The organism is Bacillus sp. JJ864, assembly GCF_036963045.1.
Lineage (GTDB): Bacteria > Bacillota > Bacilli > Bacillales > Bacillaceae_G > Bacillus_A > Bacillus_A pseudomycoides_C.
Genome location: NZ_JBALLY010000020.1, coordinates 34,382 through 52,222, shown reverse-complemented (window position 1 = coordinate 52,222; position 17,841 = coordinate 34,382). Strand labels below are relative to the sequence as shown.

Genomic DNA, 17,841 nt, shown 5'->3' with positions numbered 1-17,841 from the left:
GCTTTTATAATGAAGGTAGAACGAACATGTATGTTACAAGATAGGTATTGGAGTGGTAAAAGGTGAATCAAATGATAGCGTTAGAAAAGGAGAAGCGTTTCGGATTTGCGCAAGGTATTGGGATTACGTTACTGATTGCGATTGTGGCAAAATATTTGGCGCAGCTTCCGTTTTTAAGTATTATGGGCCAATTGGTCATTGCTATTCTAATTGGAATGATCTGGAGAGCAGCAGTTGGTGTACCAAATCAAGCAATTTCCGGAACGAATTTTGCGAGTAAAAAACTATTGCGCCTAGGGATTATATTACTCGGTATGCGATTAAATTTAGTTGATATTGCGAAGGCGGGACCGAAGGTATTGGTCATGGCTGCAATTGTTATTACATTTACGCTTACTGTCGTATATGCATTAACACGTTTTTGTAAAGTGGAGAAGAAGCTTGGCATTTTAACCGCATGCGGAACAGCGATTTGCGGGGCAGCAGCTGTTGTGGCAATTGGACCGCAAGTAAAAGCGAAGGATGAAGAGGTTGCGGTGAGCGCAGCGATCGTTGCGATTTTAGGAACAATCTTCACATTAGCATATACACTACTGTATCCTGTACTTCATTTGTCTCCGTATGGATATGGTGTTTTTTCCGGGGCAACATTGCATGAAATTGCCCATGTTATTGCAGCGGCAGCACCTGGTGGAAGTCAATCGGTTGATATTGCGGTAATTATGAAGTTAACGCGCGTTACCTTTCTTGTCCCTGTGGCAATTTTAATTGGTATATGGTTTCAGCGCGGAGAAGAAACGGGGCAAAAAAAATCTTGGCGTGATATTCCGATTCCGTGGTTTATTTTTGGTTTCTTAGCAGTGAGTGCGTTTCATTCATTAGGAATTGTTCCTGAAAAAATCGCAAGCGATATTGTTGTTATTTCTTACATGCTTATGGCGATGGCAATGGCGGGGCTTGGCTTAAATGTAGAATTTAAGACATTTCGTAAGCTCGGAACGAAAGCATTTGTTGCAGGGTTAATTGGATCGGTATTACTTTCTGTTCTTGGATATACGCTTGTGTATGTGTTGCATTTTGTGTAGAGGGCTTGCTGGGCAAGTCCTTTTTTATTGGGAATTTTGTAAAGATATCTTTACTTGTTATGGGAAATATTTATAATAAAAGTAAAGATATCTTTACTTTTTGAAGGTGGATTCCATGGGTGTACAAAACAAAATTAAAGAATTAAGAAAGCAAAATCATATTACGCAAGTTGAGATGGCAAAAGCAATGCAAGTGACGCGTCAAACGATTGTTGCGATTGAAAATCATCATTACAATCCGAGTTTGGAGTTGTCACTTAAGATTGCGAAGTATTTTAAGATGAGTGTGGAGGAGATTTTTACGTTGGAATAGGGGGGATTGTGATGGGAAGTTATAAATCACTGTACATAGGGACTTTTTTTGGGTTGGCTATAGGGGATATTCTATTATTTATGATGGATTCTTCTATACCGAAGATACCTGTATTACTGAGTAATGTGTTGGGGATTGTATTTGTGATTTTATACGCTTATTACAAAAAGAAAAAGTTTGAACGTGAAGGAATCCCTGAGATTGATGAACGGGTACAAGACAATATAAAGAGATACTTAAATATTTCTTTTATGATGTCATTCATTATTCTCATTTTCTACATTGGCATAAGTAAAGTGGTCGGCAGAGAAACGTTACCACTACAAGAAATGTTTCTTATCTGCTGCGCTTTGATGGTTGGTAGTTTTATTGTTGCAACAGCATTTGGAAAACGAGCGTAAAGTGGAGTAGAGATAGAGCGTAGTAAGAATGCAAGTATTCTGCACAGCAGCGATTTATATGTTGAAAAATTAAGATGTGTGATGTATGCAATTAATTTAATAACTTCTAAGAGAATGAATAATGACTTTGAAGGAGAAATGATTCATGAAAAGACGAGTCGATGAATACGAATGGCACATAACAGGAAAAGCCTCCAGGTACACCTGTATGTTTTATAGTACATCCCTGTTAATTTGGGCATTTTATGACATGATAACGAAAGGGAAAACAGGCTGGGCGTTTCCGATTATGGCGACTGGTAGTGCAATCTTTTTCGCGATTTGTGCCTGGGAGAAGCGAAAGCTGAAAAACCTTGAAGATGATGAATAAGAATTTTTTCTATAAGAGCTGTTTACAGGACTTGAGATGTAAACAGCTCTTTATTTTTATAAATCCTCTTGAAACTAACGTTACGTCACCTTTTATAATAAAAATGAGAGGGTGATAGAAATGATTTCTATTCAACAATTAACAAAGGAAACAAGTGTTACAGTAAGGACACTTCGGTATTATGATCAGATTGGTTTATTAGAGCCAAGCGGAAAGACGGAAGGGGGACACCGGTTATATAGTGAGCATGATTTATTGAAATTGCAGCAGATTTTGTTTTTGAAAGAAATGGGGTTCGCGCTAAAAGAGATTACGAATATGTTAGAAACAGAGCGTGTAAATTTCAAGGAAGTTTTGCAAAAGCAATTGCTGTTCGTACGAGAAGAGCAGAAGAAGTTTTCACGTATGGAGAAAATGTTGCAAGCTGTTTTGTATTCTACTGAGTTAGAAGGCGAGCTAAATTGGGATATTATGTTTGAGCTTATGCAGCTTTCACAGCAGTCCCCGCGAATGCGGCAGCTATTTTAGCAACAAGTATTTTCAGAGGAAGAAGAACATCTGCTAAAAAATTTACCAAACATGAGTGAGCAAAATGAAGAAGTACAAGAGTGGATTCTTTTATTAAAGCGAATGCGTCAGTTCATGCAGAAGAAGAGAGCACCAAGTGATGCAGAAGTACAAGGGATTACTGGAATCATTTTAGAGAAATGCCGGGAGATGGCAAACGGTGATGAATCGTTTTTAGATAAATTGTGGGAAGTACGTAAGTCAAAAGAGCAGTCGCAAAGGATGAATATGTATCCAATTGAGGAAGAGCTTTTGCAGTATATGGATGCGGCTTTTGAATTGTATATAGAGGGAGAGGAGAAAGTATGAATATATTAACCGAGTATCGCTGGGTATTTTTAATTGGCGCCGAAATTGTGTTTTGGAGTTCAGCGATTAGTTTCTTTCTGTTACGGTATGCTTTTCAGCTACGTAAAGCAAGTTTCATTGCAGGGATTGTATTATTGTTAAATGAATTATTTATTTTAACATTAGGTGTCGTTGATTATTATGAAACCGGGAAGTTTTCTCAATTTCAAATTATTATCGTAATTATTTTGTTGTACGCTGTTTTTTATGGAAAGAAAGATTTAAGGAAGCTGGATCTACGTGTGCAGCGAACGATTGCAAAGTGGCGGGGAGAAGCACTTCCAATGATAGAAGAACCAGTAGAATTAACAGGCTGGGCATATACGAAGCAGGAGTTGTTACAGTGGGGTATTCATTTTCTTGTATTTGCAGGTGTGCACATTGTATTTTTCTTTCTATATGGATTGGTGCCACTTGAAAACATTTCAAGCTGGGATGCCGATATATTTTTAAATGAAACCGCGAATCGCGTCAGTAAAGTGTGGAGAATCGTTTTCGGTGTAGATACGCTGATTACACTCTCTTACGTTTTTTTTCCGAAAAAGAAAAAAGAGGTGTTGTCTCGTTAGGACAACACCTTTTTTAGTTACCGTGCTCCAACAAGAAGAGGACCTGCTTGTTAGAGCGCGATTGACTCAACTAACTCCGAATAGAAGTTTCACTTTATCCCGCCCAAACATCCGGTAAGAAGTTAGGCAAGGAAGAGAGGCAAACCGTCTGTAAGGGCCCGATTGGTTCAACTAACCTTCTGGGAAAAAACGCTCCCAGAAGGAAGTTTCACTTTATGCAACATCTTCTTTTTGTTTGTTATGCAGCGTACTATTTTTATAACCGTAGCTGAAATATACAACTAATCCGATAATTAACCAAACGACAAAGCCGATCCATGTTGTTGCGGGAAGCTGTAATGTTAAGTATCCGCAGAATAGAACCGCTAAGATCGGAACCAATGGTACGAATGGCACTTTAAAAGCACGCGGCAGGTCTGGTTGTTTTTTACGTAAGATGATAACGCCGATTGATACAACGATGAATGCGAATAATGTACCGATGTTTGTTAATTCTGCTAGCTTGTCTAATGGAACGAATCCAGAAAAGAAAGCAACCATAGCTGCTGTAATCCAGCTGTTCATAACAGGTGTTTGCGTTTTTTGGTTTACGCGAGAAAATGCTTTTGGCAGTAAGCCATCACGGCTCATTGCATAAAATAAACGAGTTTGTCCATATAGCATAACGAGTAATACTGTTGTAATCCCAGCAATTGCTCCTAAAGAGATAAGTCCAGCAACCCAATCTTGATGAATATATTGCAAAGCAAATGCAACAGGATTCTTTACGTCTAATTGATTGTAGGGAACGATTCCTGTTAATACTAATGAAACAACGATATATAAGATTGTGCAGATTGCTAAGGAAGCAATAATACCAATTGGCATATTACGCTGTGGATTTTTTACTTCTTCAGCAGCTGTTGATACAGCGTCAAATCCGATATAAGCAAAGAATACAGTTGCTGCTCCGGTAGTTACGCCAGAGAAGCCAAAAGGCATGAATGGCGTCCAGTTCTCAGGTTTTACATAGAAAGCACCAACGCCGATGAATAGAAGAACAACAAATACTTTGATAGCTACCATAATGGCATTGAAGCGAGCTGATTTTTTTGCGCCTCTTGTTAATAAAAATGTCATGATGAAAATAATACAAATTGCTGGTATGTCTACGTATGTGCCAGCCGCAGGATTATAAGCGCTTGTTAAAGCGTGCGGCAGTTTAATACCAAATCCAGATAATAATCCTTGGAAATATCCTGACCAACCAGATGCAACGGCTGAGGATGCCAGGCCGTATTCTAGAATTAAGTCCCAACCTAAAATCCAAGCAATGATTTCTCCAAATGTTGCATAGCTGTAAGTGTACGCGCTACCTGATACCGGTACAGTTGAAGCGAATTCGGAATAACATAATGCCGCAAATACACAGGCTAAACCGGATAAAATAAACGATAAAATAAGTGCTGGTCCTGCATGTTTTGCTGCTGCAACGCCAGTAAGAACGAAAATACCTGTTCCAATAATAGCGCCGACTCCTAACATTGTTAAATCAAATGCGCCTAGCTCCTTTTTTAAAGAAGTGCCTTTCTGCTGTGATTGTGCTAGCAGTGCCGAAATCGATTTTTTTCGGAATAGATTCATATAAGCTCCCTCACCCTCTAGTTGTTAAAATATTCTGAACTTTAAGTTCGAATTGTCGTATAATGTCGAATCTTTAAACGTATTGTAATATGAAAAGTGGGTGTTGTAAATACAAATTTTTTAGAAAATTCTACCTATACAAAAAATGAAGAATTCCATGTCGAATTATTTATCGAATGCTTGTTCGTTTTTTTGGTTTTTTTATGAGCGTTCGTGTTAAAATGAAAATACAGATTTTTTACGAGGAGGGCGGATTTATTTGGAACATCAATTTGAAATTGTCTCAGAGTATTCCCCGCAAGGTGATCAGCCAAGAGCGATAGAGCAGCTTGTAGCTGGGATTAAAAATGGTAAGAAACATCAAGTGTTGCTTGGAGCGACAGGGACGGGTAAGACATTTACGATATCAAATGTCATTAAAGAAGTGAAGAAGCCAACACTTGTAATGGCTCATAATAAAACGTTAGCAGGACAGCTATACAGTGAGCTCAAAGATTTCTTTCCGAACAATGCAGTTGAATATTTTGTTAGTTACTACGACTATTATCAACCGGAAGCATATGTACCACAAACCGATACATTTATTGAAAAAGACGCAAAAATTAATGATGAGATTGATAAATTGCGTCACTCAGCGACGTCGGCTTTATTTGAAAGAGATGATGTCATTATTGTAGCCAGTGTGTCTTGTATTTACGGTTTAGGTTCCCCAGAAGAATATAGTGAGCTTGTTGTCTCTTTACGCGTTGGTATGGAGAAAGATCGCAATCAATTGCTTCGTGAACTTGTTGATGTGCAGTATGGCCGTAATGATATTGACTTCCAGCGCGGGACGTTTCGCGTGCGCGGTGATGTAGTTGAAATCTTCCCAGCATCTCTTGATGAGCACTGTATCCGAATTGAATTTTTCGGCGATGAAATTGATCGCATCAGGGAAGTAAATGCATTAACAGGTGAAGTATTAGCAGAACGTGAGCATGTGGCAATCTTTCCGGCATCTCACTTCGTTACACGCGAAGAAAAAATGAAAGTTGCCATTGAAAATATTGAAAAAGAATTAGAAGAACGCTTAAAAGAATTAAATGATAACGGTAAATTGTTAGAAGCGCAGCGGATAGAGCAGCGGACACGTTACGATTTAGAAATGATGCGTGAGATGGGCTTTTGTTCTGGAATTGAGAACTACTCCCGTCATTTGACGCTCCGCCCTGCTGGTTCAACACCATATACATTAATAGATTATTTTCCGAAAGATTTTCTTATCGTAATGGATGAGTCGCATGTATCAGTGCCGCAAGTAAGAGCGATGTATAACGGAGATCAGGCACGTAAGCAAGTGCTTGTTGATCATGGATTCCGCCTGCCATCAGCGCTCGATAACAGACCGCTTATGTTTGAAGAGTTTGAAGAGAAAACGAATCAAGTTGTGTATGTATCAGCGACGCCGGGTCTATATGAACTTGAACATTCACCGGAAGTGGCAGAACAAATTATTCGTCCAACAGGGCTATTAGATCCGGAAATTGATGTAAGGCCAATTGAAGGGCAAATTGATGATTTACTAGGAGAGATCCAAGAGCGGATCGCGAAAAATGAGCGTGTATTAATTACGACATTAACGAAGAAAATGTCAGAGGATTTAACAGATTATTTAAAAGATGTTGGGATTAAAGTAAACTATCTTCATTCTGAAATTAAAACGTTAGAGCGGATTGAAATTATTCGCGATCTTCGTCTTGGCAAGTTCGATGTGCTTGTCGGTATTAACTTACTTCGAGAAGGACTCGATATTCCAGAAGTGTCGCTCGTAGCTATTTTAGATGCGGATAAAGAAGGATTTCTTCGTTCGGAGCGCTCGCTTATTCAGACGATTGGCCGCGCAGCTCGTAATGCAAACGGTCATGTTGTAATGTATGCTGACCGAATTACAAAATCGATGGGAATCGCAATTGAAGAAACGAAGCGTCGTCGTCAAATTCAAGAAGCACATAATGAAAAGCACGGAATTGTACCAAAAACAATTCAAAAAGAGGTGCGCGACGTGATTCGTGCAACGATGGCTGCTGAAGATACTGAAACGTATGAAGCAGCGCCGCTATCGTCTAAGAAAATGACGAAAAAAGAACGAGAAAATGTAATTGCAAAAATGGAAGCCGAAATGAAGGAAGCTGCAAAAGCGCTTGATTTTGAGCGGGCAGCTGAGCTTCGTGATCTATTATTAGAATTAAAAGCAGAAGGGTGAAGACAATGGGTAAAGATTTTATCGTTGTAAAAGGTGCGAGAGCCCACAACTTAAAAAATATAGATGTCACCATTCCGAGAAATCAGCTTGTTGTTGTAACAGGGCTATCTGGTTCAGGGAAATCGTCGTTAGCGTTTGATACGATTTATGCAGAAGGACAGCGCCGGTACGTAGAATCGCTATCGGCGTATGCGCGGCAATTTTTAGGGCAAATGGATAAACCGGATGTCGATGCAATTGAAGGGTTATCACCGGCCATTTCAATTGACCAAAAAACGACGAGCCGCAATCCGCGTTCAACAGTTGGAACGGTGACGGAGATTTACGATTATTTACGTTTATTATTTGCGCGTGTCGGAACGCCGATTTGTCCAAATCATGGCATTGAAATTACATCGCAAACAGTTGAGCAAATGGTAGATCGTATTTTAGAATATCCAGAACGTACGAAGCTACAAGTGCTCGCGCCGATTGTATCAGGTCGTAAAGGTGCGCATGTGAAATTATTAGAAGATATTAAAAAGCAAGGGTATGTCCGCGTTCGCGTTGATGGAGAAATGCTTGATGTATCGGAAGAAATTACGCTAGATAAAAATAAAAAACATTCCATTGAAGTTGTGATTGACCGTATTGTAGTGAAAGAAGGAATTGCCGGTCGCCTTGCCGATTCCTTAGAAACGGCTTTGAAGCTTGGTGAAGGCCGCGTTTTAATTGATGTGATTGGAGAAGAAGAGTTGCTGTTTAGTGAGCATCACGCTTGTCCATATTGCGGATTTTCTATTGGTGAACTTGAGCCGCGCATGTTTTCTTTCAACAGTCCGTTCGGTGCTTGTCCGTCTTGTGATGGTCTTGGTTCAAAGTTAGAAGTAGATCTTGATTTAGTCATTCCAAACTGGGATTTATCATTAAACGATCATGCAATTGCACCTTGGGAACCGTCAAGTTCGCAATATTATCCGCAGTTGCTAAAGTCTGTTTGTAACCATTATGGCATTGATATGGATGCACCGGTAAAAGATATTCCGAAGCATTTGTTTGAAAAGGTGTTATACGGAAGCGGAGATGAAAAAGTGTATTTCCGTTATGTGAATGACTTTGGTCAAGTGAAGGAAGGCGAGATTGTTTTTGAAGGTGTCATTCCGAACATTGAGCGTCGTTACCGAGAAACGAGCTCTGATTATATTCGTGAGCAAATGGAAAAATATATGGCGCAGCAAGCTTGTCCGAAATGTAAAGGCGCTCGTTTGAAGCCAGAAACCTTAGCTATTTTTGTAGGTGGAAAAACGATTGCTGAAGTCGCGCAGTTTTCTGTGCAAGACGCGCACGAGTTCTTTACAAATATCGAATTAACGGAAAAGCAACAAAGTATTGCGAAACTTATTTTGCGTGAAATTAAAGAGCGTCTTAGCTTCTTAATTAACGTGGGACTTGATTATTTAACGCTTAGCCGTGCAGCTGGAACATTATCGGGCGGAGAAGCGCAGCGTATTCGCTTAGCGACGCAAATCGGCTCGAGCTTAACGGGCGTATTATATATTCTTGATGAACCTTCTATCGGTTTACATCAGCGTGATAACGATCGCTTAATTCAAACACTGAAAAATATGCGTGATTTAGGAAACACGCTTATTGTAGTTGAGCATGATGAAGATACAATGATGGCTGCGGATTATTTATTAGACATTGGTCCTGGTGCAGGTATTCACGGTGGGCAAGTCGTTTCAGCTGGGACGCCGCAAGAAGTAATGCAGGATGACAATTCGTTAACAGGACAATACTTATCCGGTAAAAAGTTTATTCCAGTTCCGCTGGAGCGCCGCAAAGGTGATGGGCGTAAGATTGAGGTTATTGGGGCGAAGGAAAATAACTTAAAAAATGCGAAGATGTCATTCCCGCTTGGCACATTTGTTGCTGTAACGGGTGTATCTGGTTCAGGGAAAAGTACATTAATTAATGAAGTGCTATATAAAGCAGTGGCTCAAAAACTATATAAATCGAAGAGTAAGCCTGGTATGCATAAGGAAATTAAGGGCCTTGAGCATTTAGACAAGGTAATTGATATTGATCAATCACCAATTGGGCGTACGCCGCGTTCTAACCCAGCGACATATACAGGTGTGTTTGATGATATTCGTGATGTGTTTGCACAGACGAATGAAGCAAAGGTCCGCGGTTATCAAAAAGGACGTTTTAGCTTTAACGTGAAAGGTGGCCGCTGCGAGGCGTGCCGCGGTGATGGGATTATTAAAATTGAAATGCACTTCTTACCAGATGTGTATGTTCCGTGTGAAGTTTGTCATGGAAAACGTTATAATCGTGAAACATTGGAAGTAAAATATAAAGATAAAAATATTTCTGACGTGTTAGAGATGACAATTGAAGATGGGGTAGAGTTCTTTGCGAATATCCCGAAAATTAAACGTAAGCTCCAAACGCTTGTGGATGTAGGGCTTGGTTATATGAAGCTCGGTCAGCCGGCAACGACGTTATCGGGCGGAGAAGCGCAGCGCGTGAAGTTAGCATCTGAGCTGCACCGCCGTTCAACAGGCCGCACGTTGTACATTTTAGATGAACCGACAACGGGGCTTCATGCACATGATATTGCTCGTCTATTAAAAGTGCTGCAGCGTCTTGTTGATAATGGTGAAACGGTACTTGTTATTGAACATAACTTAGATGTCATTAAAACGGCGGATTATTTGATTGACCTTGGTCCTGAAGGCGGAGATAAGGGCGGACAAATTGTTACGACAGGTACGCCGGAGCAAGTTGTGAAAGAAGAACGTTCTTACACAGGTAAGTATTTAAAAGGTGTTTTAGAACGTGATACAGCACGTATGAAAGAAAAAGTGAAGGAAGTAGAATTAACACAGTAAAGGAACATGTAACAGAGAGGCGATGCTTTTCTGTTACATGTTTTCTGCTATATGCATCCAAAGGAGATGAGGATGTGGATTCTATCGAAAAGGTGTTAGCCTCTTGTTGTTATTTTAGTATTTTTGTGGCTCCGTTATTATTTCCAATCATTGTGTACTTTGTTGTTCCTCATGAAGAAGTGAAATCTCATGCAAAGAAAGCACTCATTTCGCATTTATTACCGTTCTTTTGTTTATTTCTCGTTTTTCTACTTGGATTTGTGATGAACACACCAGAACAAATTGGTGTGATGGTGCTTATTGCACTGTTGTTATTTGGATTTGTGAACCTTGTTATTTTTATCTGGAATATTGTGAAAGGTGTACAGTTGCTTGCGAATGAGTAAAGGATTGTCTGTAAGAAGAATCTTATATGCAGTTTCATTTGTTCTTGGTATTTTGGGAAGAGTTAACGTATTATTGTTAGTATATATAAATCCACTTTGATTTTTTAACACACAAATCGCTGCTATGCAGAATACATCATGCCGGCTACTGGCCTGCTCCTTTTGTTTCAAACTTGGTATGTGGCAGGAAAAGGCCCTGACCGCTCCTATGCGCGGCCAGACGCTCTCGCCCTCCCCTATAAAAAAGGGAGTTTTTATGTCGTTTTTTCAATTTGCATTTATATATGTAGTTTGAGTATTCATTGTCCCTAGTGAAAAGGAAGTGTAAAGAACATGAGATTGATTTTATCACTTATTGTAAACAGTATTGTGCTAATTGTTGTATCAGGTCTTCTCAAAATATTTGCACCAGGTGCGTTTGAAATAGCGAATATACAAACAGCAGTGATTGCAAGCATTATTTTGTCTCTTTTAAATGTGTTTGTTAAACCGTTATTAATTTTAATTACGCTGCCAATTACTGTGTTAACATTTGGATTCTTTTTAATCGTTATTAATGCAATTACGCTAGAAATTACAGATTCGATACTTGGTGATGCGTTTAATTTATCCGGATTTGGCGCAGCAATTATGGCAGCGATCTTTATTTCAATTTTAAATATGTTAATTGAGAAAGTGATCATTGAACCGTTATATGAGAAAGACTAATCGGACGGCAGAAAGTATCCGACAAAACGTAAAACATTTTGCGCAAAGCGTGGAATGTTTTTTTCTTTTTCAAAAGAAACCGTATTTCTTGTTTTAAGTAAAAAATGGTACAATAGCGGGTAGAGTGGTAGTACACTGCCTAGATACATTCCGCAACGTGGAGGTTTATATATGCCAAAAGTTCGTACGAAAGATTTAATTGAACATTTTCAGTTAGAATTAGTAAGTGGTGAGGAAGGAATTCATCGTCCCATTGATACAAGTGATTTATCACGCCCTGGAATTGAAATGGCGGGATTTTTTACATATTATCCGGCTGATCGTGTGCAGCTTCTTGGGAAAACCGAGCTTACTTTTTTTGATACGTTAACAGTTGAACAAAAGAAAATGCGCATGCAAGCGCTTTGTACAGAAGAAACACCGTGCATTATCGTAACGCGCGGTCAGGATGTACCAGAGGACTTAATGCAAGCATCTCGTCAGACCGGCGTGCCGATATTATGTTCACCGTTAAAAACGACACGTTTATCAAGCCGTTTGACGAACTATTTAGAAAGTAAATTGGCGCCAACAACAGCCATTCACGGTGTATTAGTTGATATTTATGGCGTCGGTGTAATGATTACAGGACAAAGTGGTGTCGGGAAAAGTGAAACAGCACTTGAGCTTGTGAAGCGCGGACATCGTCTTGTTGCTGATGATAGTGTAGAAATTCGCCAAGAAGATGACGATACACTAGTTGGAAGTTCACCGGAGTTAATTGAGCATTTACTTGAAATTCGTGGACTTGGCATTATTAACGTTATGACGTTATTTGGTGCAGGTGCAGTGCGTAATCATAAACGTATTTCACTTGTGATTAATCTTGAGATTTGGGATCAAAAGAAGAACTATGATCGCCTTGGCTTAGATGAAGAAAAAATGAAAATTATTGATACAGATATTACAAAGATTACCCTACCAGTACGACCAGGTCGAAACTTAGCTGTCATTATTGAAGTAGCAGCGATGAACTTCCGTTTAAAACGTATGGGCGTCAATGCAGCGCAACAATTTTCAGAGCGTCTTATGAGCGCGATTGAACTAGGAGATCAAAATTAAATATAAGTGAAGCTTCCATTAGTGGAATAGAAAGGGAGTGGAGAATATGCTGTTAGGGTCTGTACCGCAGCTTGATCGCGTGGCAATTCAGCTTGGGCCGTTTCCAATTTATTGGTATGGTGTCATTATTGGTACGGCTGTGTTGCTTGGATTATGGCTTGCAACCCGCGAAGGAGAGCGTCTCGGTATTCCGAAAGATACGTTTATTGATTTGGTCCTAATTGCAGTGCCGATTGCAATCATTTGTGCACGTGCATACTATGTTATTTTCGAATGGGACTATTATTCCCAAAACCCGAGTCAAATTATTAACATTCGTCAAGGCGGTTTAGCGATTCATGGCGGATTAATTGGTGCGGTTCTTACCGGAATTGTATTTGCAAAAGTACGCGGTCTATCTTTTTGGAAGCTAGCAGATATTGCAGCGCCAAGTATTTTACTTGGACAAGCGATTGGCCGCTGGGGCAACTTTATGAACCAAGAAGCTCATGGCGGTGAGGTAACGCGTCAATTTCTTGAAAGTTTACATTTACCGCAGTTTATTGTGAATCAAATGTATATTGATGGTGTATATTACCATCCAACATTTTTATATGAATCACTATGGAATTTTGTTGGGGTTATTTTACTTCTATTTCTTCGGAAAGCAAATTTACGCCGCGGAGAACTATTTTTTACATATTTAACTTGGTACTCTATCGGTCGTTTCTTTGTAGAAGGATTGCGTACAGATAGTTTAATGCTTGGTCCGCTTCGCATTGCACAAGTCGTATCCATTGTCTTAATTCTTGTCTCTATCATTTTTGTTGTTGTGAGACGCAAAATGGGGTATGCGGATAAACGGTATTCAGAAAAATAATGATAGAATTTCAGTGGTGAATGAGAAAAAAGTAGCGTCATACATGCGGCGCTGCTTCTTTTCATATCCCGCTCTAGCAAGCAGTAAGCGAAGAAGAGGAACTGCTTGTAAGAGCCCGATTGGGCGGGCTAACCATTCGAAGGAAAAAGCAACTTCGAATGGAAGTTTCACTTTATCATACAACAACTAAGGGCGTGGAAAAGATGAACATCAATACAGTGTTATTTGATTTGGATGGAACGTTGATTAATACAAACGAACTTATTATCTCTTCATTTTTATATACTTTAGAAAAGTACTATCCAAATCAGTATAAGCGTGAAGATGTACTGCCGTTTATTGGTCCATCATTGCATGATACATTCAGTAAAATTGATGAAAACCGAGTTGAAGAACTCATTCAATGTTACCGTAACTTTAATCATGAACATCATGATGAGTTAGTAGAAGAGTATGAAACAGTGTATGAAACTGTCCAGGAGCTTCGAAAGAAAGGTTATAAGGTTGGGATTGTAACAACGAAGGCGCGCCAAACTGTCGAAATGGGATTAAAGTTATCGAAATTAAAACAGTTTTTTGATGTTGTGGTGACAATTGATGATGTAGAGCATGTGAAGCCGCATCCAGAGCCGATTCAAAGAGCGTTGCAATTATTAGAGGCAAAGCCGGAAGAAGCGTTAATGGTAGGAGACAATCATCACGATATTGTCGGCGGACAAAATGCTGACGTGAAGACAGCAGCTGTTGCATGGACAATTAAAGGACGCGAATACTTAGAGTCTTATAAACCGGATTATATGTTAGAAAAAATGAGTGACTTGTTAACGATCTTGCCTCATGAACTAGGCTGACAAGGAGAGAGAATGGTGCGACGGACAACACGCTATCCTGTGTCAGGAGCAAATTCATTATGGAACGTATATAAGACCGTTTCATTTTGGAAAGTGATGAAAAACTTCATTGTCATTCAAATTGCGCGTTATACTCCGTTTTTACGGATGAAAAACTGGTTATATTGCACATTTTTGCGAATGAAAATTGGAGAGCAAACTTCTTTTGCCCTTATGGTTATGCCAGATATTATGTTTCCAGAGAAAATTACGGTTGGGCGTAATTCGATTATTGGTTATAATACAACATTATTAGCTCATGAATATTTAATTACAGAATATCGCCTTGGTGAAATTATCATTGGAGACGAAGTAATGATTGGAGCAAATTCGACTATTTTACCGGGGATTGTCATTGGAGATGGAGCGATTGTTTCAGCGGGTACACTTGTTCATCGTGATGTACCGAGCGGTGCTTTCGTTGGTGGAAATCCGATGCGTGTTATTTATACGAAAGAGGAAATGGCAGCGAGAAAAGGGAAATGTTAGAAATGTAACATTTTCCTTTTCTTTTCGGGAATGAAAAGGAAATATTTGCGTATAATATACTGTTTTGTTTTTAGAAGAATCGTTTATACTTATAGATAGAAGAATGAACTAATGGAGGATCTATGGGGAAAAATCAAGAAATTCATAAAGATAACGGACAAGTTATTTCTTTTAATCAATTAGCCGATTTCTTTTATGATAAAGGAATGAAGGCTTATCGCAACCATCATTTAGACGATGCAATTAAATATTTTAAAAGAGCGGCACAAAGTCAGAAAGAGCCGTTTATTTTATGTCAATTAGCATCGGCATTATCAGAAGTGGGAGATTATCACGAGTCGAATCAAATTTTTTTACAAATTGTTCGTACGGGTGAACAAATAGAAGAATGCTATTATTTTATGGCAAATAATTATGCGTATCTTGGTCTATTCCAACAAGCAAAAAAGTATGCAGAGCGGTATTTAGAAGTTGCGACGGACAAAGAATTTATTGAAGAAACGATGGAACTTTTAGAGATTATTGAAGAAGAAGAAATGGATGCACCGGAACTTGAAGATGAAGATGGATTAATTGTGATGCAAGAGCAAGCAAATCATTATATTCGGAACGGTCAATTAGAAGAAGCAATTGCTACGCTTGAAGGCGTTATAACGGAATATCCGGAATTTTGGTCGGCACATAATAATTTAGCAATTGCTCATTTTCAGCTTGGCAATGTTGATCAAGCATTGAAAATGACAGAGCTCATTTTAGAGAAGAATCCAGGGAATATTCATGCCTTATGTAATACGCTTATTTTTCTATATTCTATTGGGGAATATAAGCAAGTAGAAAAGTTAGCAGAGCAATTGGAGACAGTGTATCCGATGTCATTTGAACATCGTGTGAAGCTAGGGACAACATTTGCGACAATTGGTCGTTTCGAAAGCGCATATAAATGGTTAAAAGTTTTAAAGCGTCAAGGTTACGAAGGTGATGTTAGTTTTTATTATTGGTTTGCATATTCTGCTTACATGGTAAACGATGAACAAACAGCAGAGAAAATGTGGACGCACGTCGTGGAGTTACATCCTGATAAAAAAGGAAAGGAGCCTTGGAATGCTATTAATTTAGCAGATGAAGGCCAAAATATTTTATTTCGAGAACTGCAACAATCATTTCAGCAAAGTGAAACGTTAGAAGAACAAATGCTGGCTTTATATTTAATGAATGAGTTGACAACACCAGACAAAATCGGCTTTTTCTTTGATGTAATGCAATCTCCTAAGCGTGTTCCGATCGTATCACAACTCGCGCACTATTTCTTTTTAATTAATAGTCATAAAAGTATTCCGCAAGGGCTTCAGCCGTTTGAACAATGTGTTCACATTGCAGATGCTTTATACAACTATACTAAAAAAGATGATGAGCTGATTGAAGAGTGTTTACATCTTTGGTTTTGTACATTTATACGCTTATACACGAGCGGAACGGCGTTTACAAATGTATATGGCTGGTCAGCGGCAGTTGAATATATTGTAAGAGGCGAATGTCACGATAAATTGACGCAGGCAGAGCTCGGGAATATATATAATGTATCGGTAGCAACTGTACGAAAGTATGTGCAAGCAGTTAGATGTGTGCACGCATAAGAGCAAGCAAATCATTGGGAAAAAAACATTGCCGACAGTATAATGAGGGTATTACAAGAGCGATAAGAAAAGGAGATGAAAAATATGGCAGAAGAAAAAATTTATGATGTAATTATTATCGGAGCTGGCCCAGCAGGAATGACCGCAGCTGTGTATACATCTCGATCAAATTTAAGTACGTTAATGCTAGAGCGCGGCATTCCGGGCGGACAAATGGCAAATACAGAAGAAGTAGAAAACTATCCAGGTTATGATCATATTTTAGGACCAGACTTATCAAATAAAATGTTTGAACATGCGAAGAAATTCGGTGCAGAATATGCATATGGTGATGTAAAACAAGTTATTGATGGAAAAGAATATAAAACAGTAATCGCTGGAAAGAAAGAATATAAAGCACGTGCCATTATTGTAGCGAGCGGTGCGGAATATAAGAAAATTGGTGTACCAGGCGAGAAAGAACTTGGCGGACGCGGCGTATCATACTGCGCAGTATGTGACGGTGCATTCTTTAAAGGGAAAGAGCTTGTTGTTATCGGTGGCGGTGACTCAGCTGTTGAAGAGGGTGTGTATTTAACACGCTTTGCAACGAAAGTAACGATTGTTCATCGCCGTGACCAATTGCGTGCACAAAAGATTTTACAGGACCGTGCTTTCCAAAATGAAAAAGTTGATTTTATTTGGAACCACACTGTAAAAGAAATTAATGAAGCAAACGGAAAAGTAGGCAGCGTAACACTTGTAGATGTAAATAGTGGTGAAGAACAAGAGTTTAAAGCAGAAGGCGTATTTATTTATGTTGGTATGTTACCACTTTCTAAACCATTTGTAGAGTTAGGTATTACAAATGAAAATGGTTATATTGAAACAAATGAACGTATGGAAACAAAAGTTCCTGGTATTTTCGCAGCTGGTGACATTCGTGAAAAAATGCTTCGTCAAATTGTAACAGCAACAGGTGATGGAAGTATTGCAGCGCAAAGTGCACAGCATTACGTGGAATGCCTATTAGAAGAATTAAAAGTAGAAAAATAATAACCCGAGAAGAGAAGTTGCCTTTACTGAGGTAGCTTCTTTTTCGTTTATCGGCGACTTTTTCGATATATCGACGGTTTGGTGCAACTTATCGGCGACTTTTTCAATATATCGACGGTTCGGTGCAACTTATCGGCGACTTTTTCAATATATCGACGGTTTGGCACAATATATCGGCGGTTCGACACGATATAAAGACCCTTCGACCATATTCGACACACGAGTAGCGCCCCAACGCGATAGCGTACAGCAATTTATATAGGATTTCAAAGCCTGAATTGTTATAGAGATGTCATATATATTAGGTCATTCTGTTCGTGCTCTTTTGTATTTGTTGTTATACTT

The 17,841-nt window shown here is 39.1% G+C and carries 16 protein-coding genes and 1 pseudogene; 16 read left to right on the top strand and 1 reads right to left on the bottom strand.

All coding sequences use genetic code 11. The annotated features are described in order from the left end of the window. The first annotated feature begins 71 nt into the window (after nucleotides 1-71). The 6 genes and pseudogenes from V7024_RS04295 (at nucleotide 72) to V7024_RS04270 (ending at nucleotide 3,653) form a co-directional block, all read left to right on the top strand. Nucleotides 72-1,085 carry a YeiH family protein gene (locus V7024_RS04295; RefSeq protein ID WP_438824436.1) on the top strand — a complete coding sequence of 338 codons (1,014 nt, stop codon included), beginning with the start codon at nucleotides 72-74 and terminating at the stop codon, nucleotides 1,083-1,085. A 115-nt stretch (nucleotides 1,086-1,200) separates the two neighbouring features. Beyond that, entirely contained in the window at nucleotides 1,201-1,398 is a 198-nt protein-coding gene (locus V7024_RS04290; protein ID WP_306199467.1) for a helix-turn-helix transcriptional regulator, read from the top strand. Between the two features lie 11 nt (nucleotides 1,399-1,409). Next, nucleotides 1,410-1,799: a hypothetical protein gene (locus V7024_RS04285; protein ID WP_335516130.1), complete on the top strand. Its 390-nt coding sequence runs from the start codon at nucleotides 1,410-1,412 to the stop codon at nucleotides 1,797-1,799. A gap of 145 nt (nucleotides 1,800-1,944) precedes the next feature. After that, on the top strand, nucleotides 1,945-2,169 hold the full coding sequence (locus tag V7024_RS04280) for a hypothetical protein (protein WP_335516129.1): 225 nt from the start codon (nucleotides 1,945-1,947) through the stop codon (nucleotides 2,167-2,169). 120 nt (nucleotides 2,170-2,289) lie between these two features. Continuing rightward, nucleotides 2,290-3,045: pseudogene (locus tag V7024_RS04275) on the top strand (MerR family transcriptional regulator). Next, the gene (locus V7024_RS04270; protein WP_335516125.1) at nucleotides 3,042-3,653 is read left to right on the top strand and encodes a hypothetical protein; all 612 of its coding nucleotides are present in this window, start codon (nucleotides 3,042-3,044) and stop codon (nucleotides 3,651-3,653) included. Before V7024_RS04275 ends, V7024_RS04270 begins: the two are co-directional and overlap by 4 nt. A gap of 213 nt (nucleotides 3,654-3,866) precedes the next feature. On the opposite strand, the gene V7024_RS04265 is transcribed toward V7024_RS04270, so the two are convergent. Continuing rightward, the gene (locus V7024_RS04265; protein ID WP_335516124.1) at nucleotides 3,867-5,276 is read right to left on the bottom strand and encodes an amino acid permease; all 1,410 of its coding nucleotides are present in this window, start codon (nucleotides 5,274-5,276) and stop codon (nucleotides 3,867-3,869) included. Between the two features lie 259 nt (nucleotides 5,277-5,535). Between V7024_RS04265 and uvrB the strand changes: the two genes are divergently transcribed. The 10 genes from uvrB (at nucleotide 5,536) to trxB (ending at nucleotide 17,496) form a co-directional block, all read left to right on the top strand. Next, complete coding sequence (uvrB, locus tag V7024_RS04260; RefSeq protein ID WP_335516121.1) at nucleotides 5,536-7,518, top strand: excinuclease ABC subunit UvrB; 1,983 nt, start codon at nucleotides 5,536-5,538, stop codon at nucleotides 7,516-7,518. A gap of 5 nt (nucleotides 7,519-7,523) precedes the next feature. After that, complete coding sequence (gene uvrA / locus V7024_RS04255; protein WP_335516118.1) at nucleotides 7,524-10,394, top strand: excinuclease ABC subunit UvrA; 2,871 nt, start codon at nucleotides 7,524-7,526, stop codon at nucleotides 10,392-10,394. A gap of 74 nt (nucleotides 10,395-10,468) precedes the next feature. Beyond that, entirely contained in the window at nucleotides 10,469-10,780 is a 312-nt protein-coding gene (locus V7024_RS04250; protein WP_335516115.1) for a hypothetical protein, read from the top strand. Between the two features lie 333 nt (nucleotides 10,781-11,113). After that, nucleotides 11,114-11,488, top strand: coding sequence for a phage holin family protein (locus V7024_RS04245; RefSeq protein WP_098918900.1), 375 nt, complete (start codon nucleotides 11,114-11,116; stop codon nucleotides 11,486-11,488). 171 nt (nucleotides 11,489-11,659) lie between these two features. Beyond that, on the top strand, nucleotides 11,660-12,589 hold the full coding sequence (gene hprK, locus V7024_RS04240; RefSeq protein WP_098918901.1) for an HPr(Ser) kinase/phosphatase: 930 nt from the start codon (nucleotides 11,660-11,662) through the stop codon (nucleotides 12,587-12,589). A 46-nt stretch (nucleotides 12,590-12,635) separates the two neighbouring features. Then, the gene (lgt, locus tag V7024_RS04235; protein WP_335516106.1) at nucleotides 12,636-13,448 is read left to right on the top strand and encodes a prolipoprotein diacylglyceryl transferase; all 813 of its coding nucleotides are present in this window, start codon (nucleotides 12,636-12,638) and stop codon (nucleotides 13,446-13,448) included. A gap of 203 nt (nucleotides 13,449-13,651) precedes the next feature. Next, the gene (gene ppaX, locus V7024_RS04230) at nucleotides 13,652-14,299 is read left to right on the top strand and encodes a pyrophosphatase PpaX (protein WP_335516102.1); all 648 of its coding nucleotides are present in this window, start codon (nucleotides 13,652-13,654) and stop codon (nucleotides 14,297-14,299) included. A gap of 15 nt (nucleotides 14,300-14,314) precedes the next feature. After that, nucleotides 14,315-14,827, top strand: coding sequence for an acyltransferase (locus tag V7024_RS04225; protein ID WP_335516099.1), 513 nt, complete (start codon nucleotides 14,315-14,317; stop codon nucleotides 14,825-14,827). Nucleotides 14,828-14,949: 122 nt separating this feature from the next. Beyond that, nucleotides 14,950-16,461: a tetratricopeptide repeat protein gene (locus V7024_RS04220; protein ID WP_335516097.1), complete on the top strand. Its 1,512-nt coding sequence runs from the start codon at nucleotides 14,950-14,952 to the stop codon at nucleotides 16,459-16,461. Nucleotides 16,462-16,545: 84 nt separating this feature from the next. After that, on the top strand, nucleotides 16,546-17,496 hold the full coding sequence (gene trxB, locus V7024_RS04215; RefSeq protein WP_335516092.1) for a thioredoxin-disulfide reductase: 951 nt from the start codon (nucleotides 16,546-16,548) through the stop codon (nucleotides 17,494-17,496). Nucleotides 17,497-17,841 lie beyond the last annotated feature (345 nt).

Bases quoted from the DNA above. Each gene is read 5' to 3' on its own strand.
- V7024_RS04295 (WP_438824436.1), top strand. From the start codon at position 72: ATGATAGCGTTAGAAAAGGAGAAGCGTTTCGGATTTGCGCAAGGTATT.
- V7024_RS04290 (WP_306199467.1), top strand. From the start codon at position 1,201: ATGGGTGTACAAAACAAAATTAAAGAATTAAGAAAGCAAAATCATATT.
- V7024_RS04285 (WP_335516130.1), top strand. From the start codon at position 1,410: ATGGGAAGTTATAAATCACTGTACATAGGGACTTTTTTTGGGTTGGCT.
- V7024_RS04280 (WP_335516129.1), top strand. From the start codon at position 1,945: ATGAAAAGACGAGTCGATGAATACGAATGGCACATAACAGGAAAAGCC.
- V7024_RS04270 (WP_335516125.1), top strand. From the start codon at position 3,042: ATGAATATATTAACCGAGTATCGCTGGGTATTTTTAATTGGCGCCGAA.
- V7024_RS04265 (WP_335516124.1), bottom strand. From the start codon at position 5,276: ATGAATCTATTCCGAAAAAAATCGATTTCGGCACTGCTAGCACAATCA.
- uvrA (WP_335516118.1), top strand. From the start codon at position 7,524: ATGGGTAAAGATTTTATCGTTGTAAAAGGTGCGAGAGCCCACAACTTA.
- V7024_RS04245 (WP_098918900.1), top strand. From the start codon at position 11,114: ATGAGATTGATTTTATCACTTATTGTAAACAGTATTGTGCTAATTGTT.
- hprK (WP_098918901.1), top strand. From the start codon at position 11,660: ATGCCAAAAGTTCGTACGAAAGATTTAATTGAACATTTTCAGTTAGAA.
- lgt (WP_335516106.1), top strand. From the start codon at position 12,636: ATGCTGTTAGGGTCTGTACCGCAGCTTGATCGCGTGGCAATTCAGCTT.
- ppaX (WP_335516102.1), top strand. From the start codon at position 13,652: ATGAACATCAATACAGTGTTATTTGATTTGGATGGAACGTTGATTAAT.
- V7024_RS04220 (WP_335516097.1), top strand. From the start codon at position 14,950: ATGGGGAAAAATCAAGAAATTCATAAAGATAACGGACAAGTTATTTCT.
- trxB (WP_335516092.1), top strand. From the start codon at position 16,546: ATGGCAGAAGAAAAAATTTATGATGTAATTATTATCGGAGCTGGCCCA.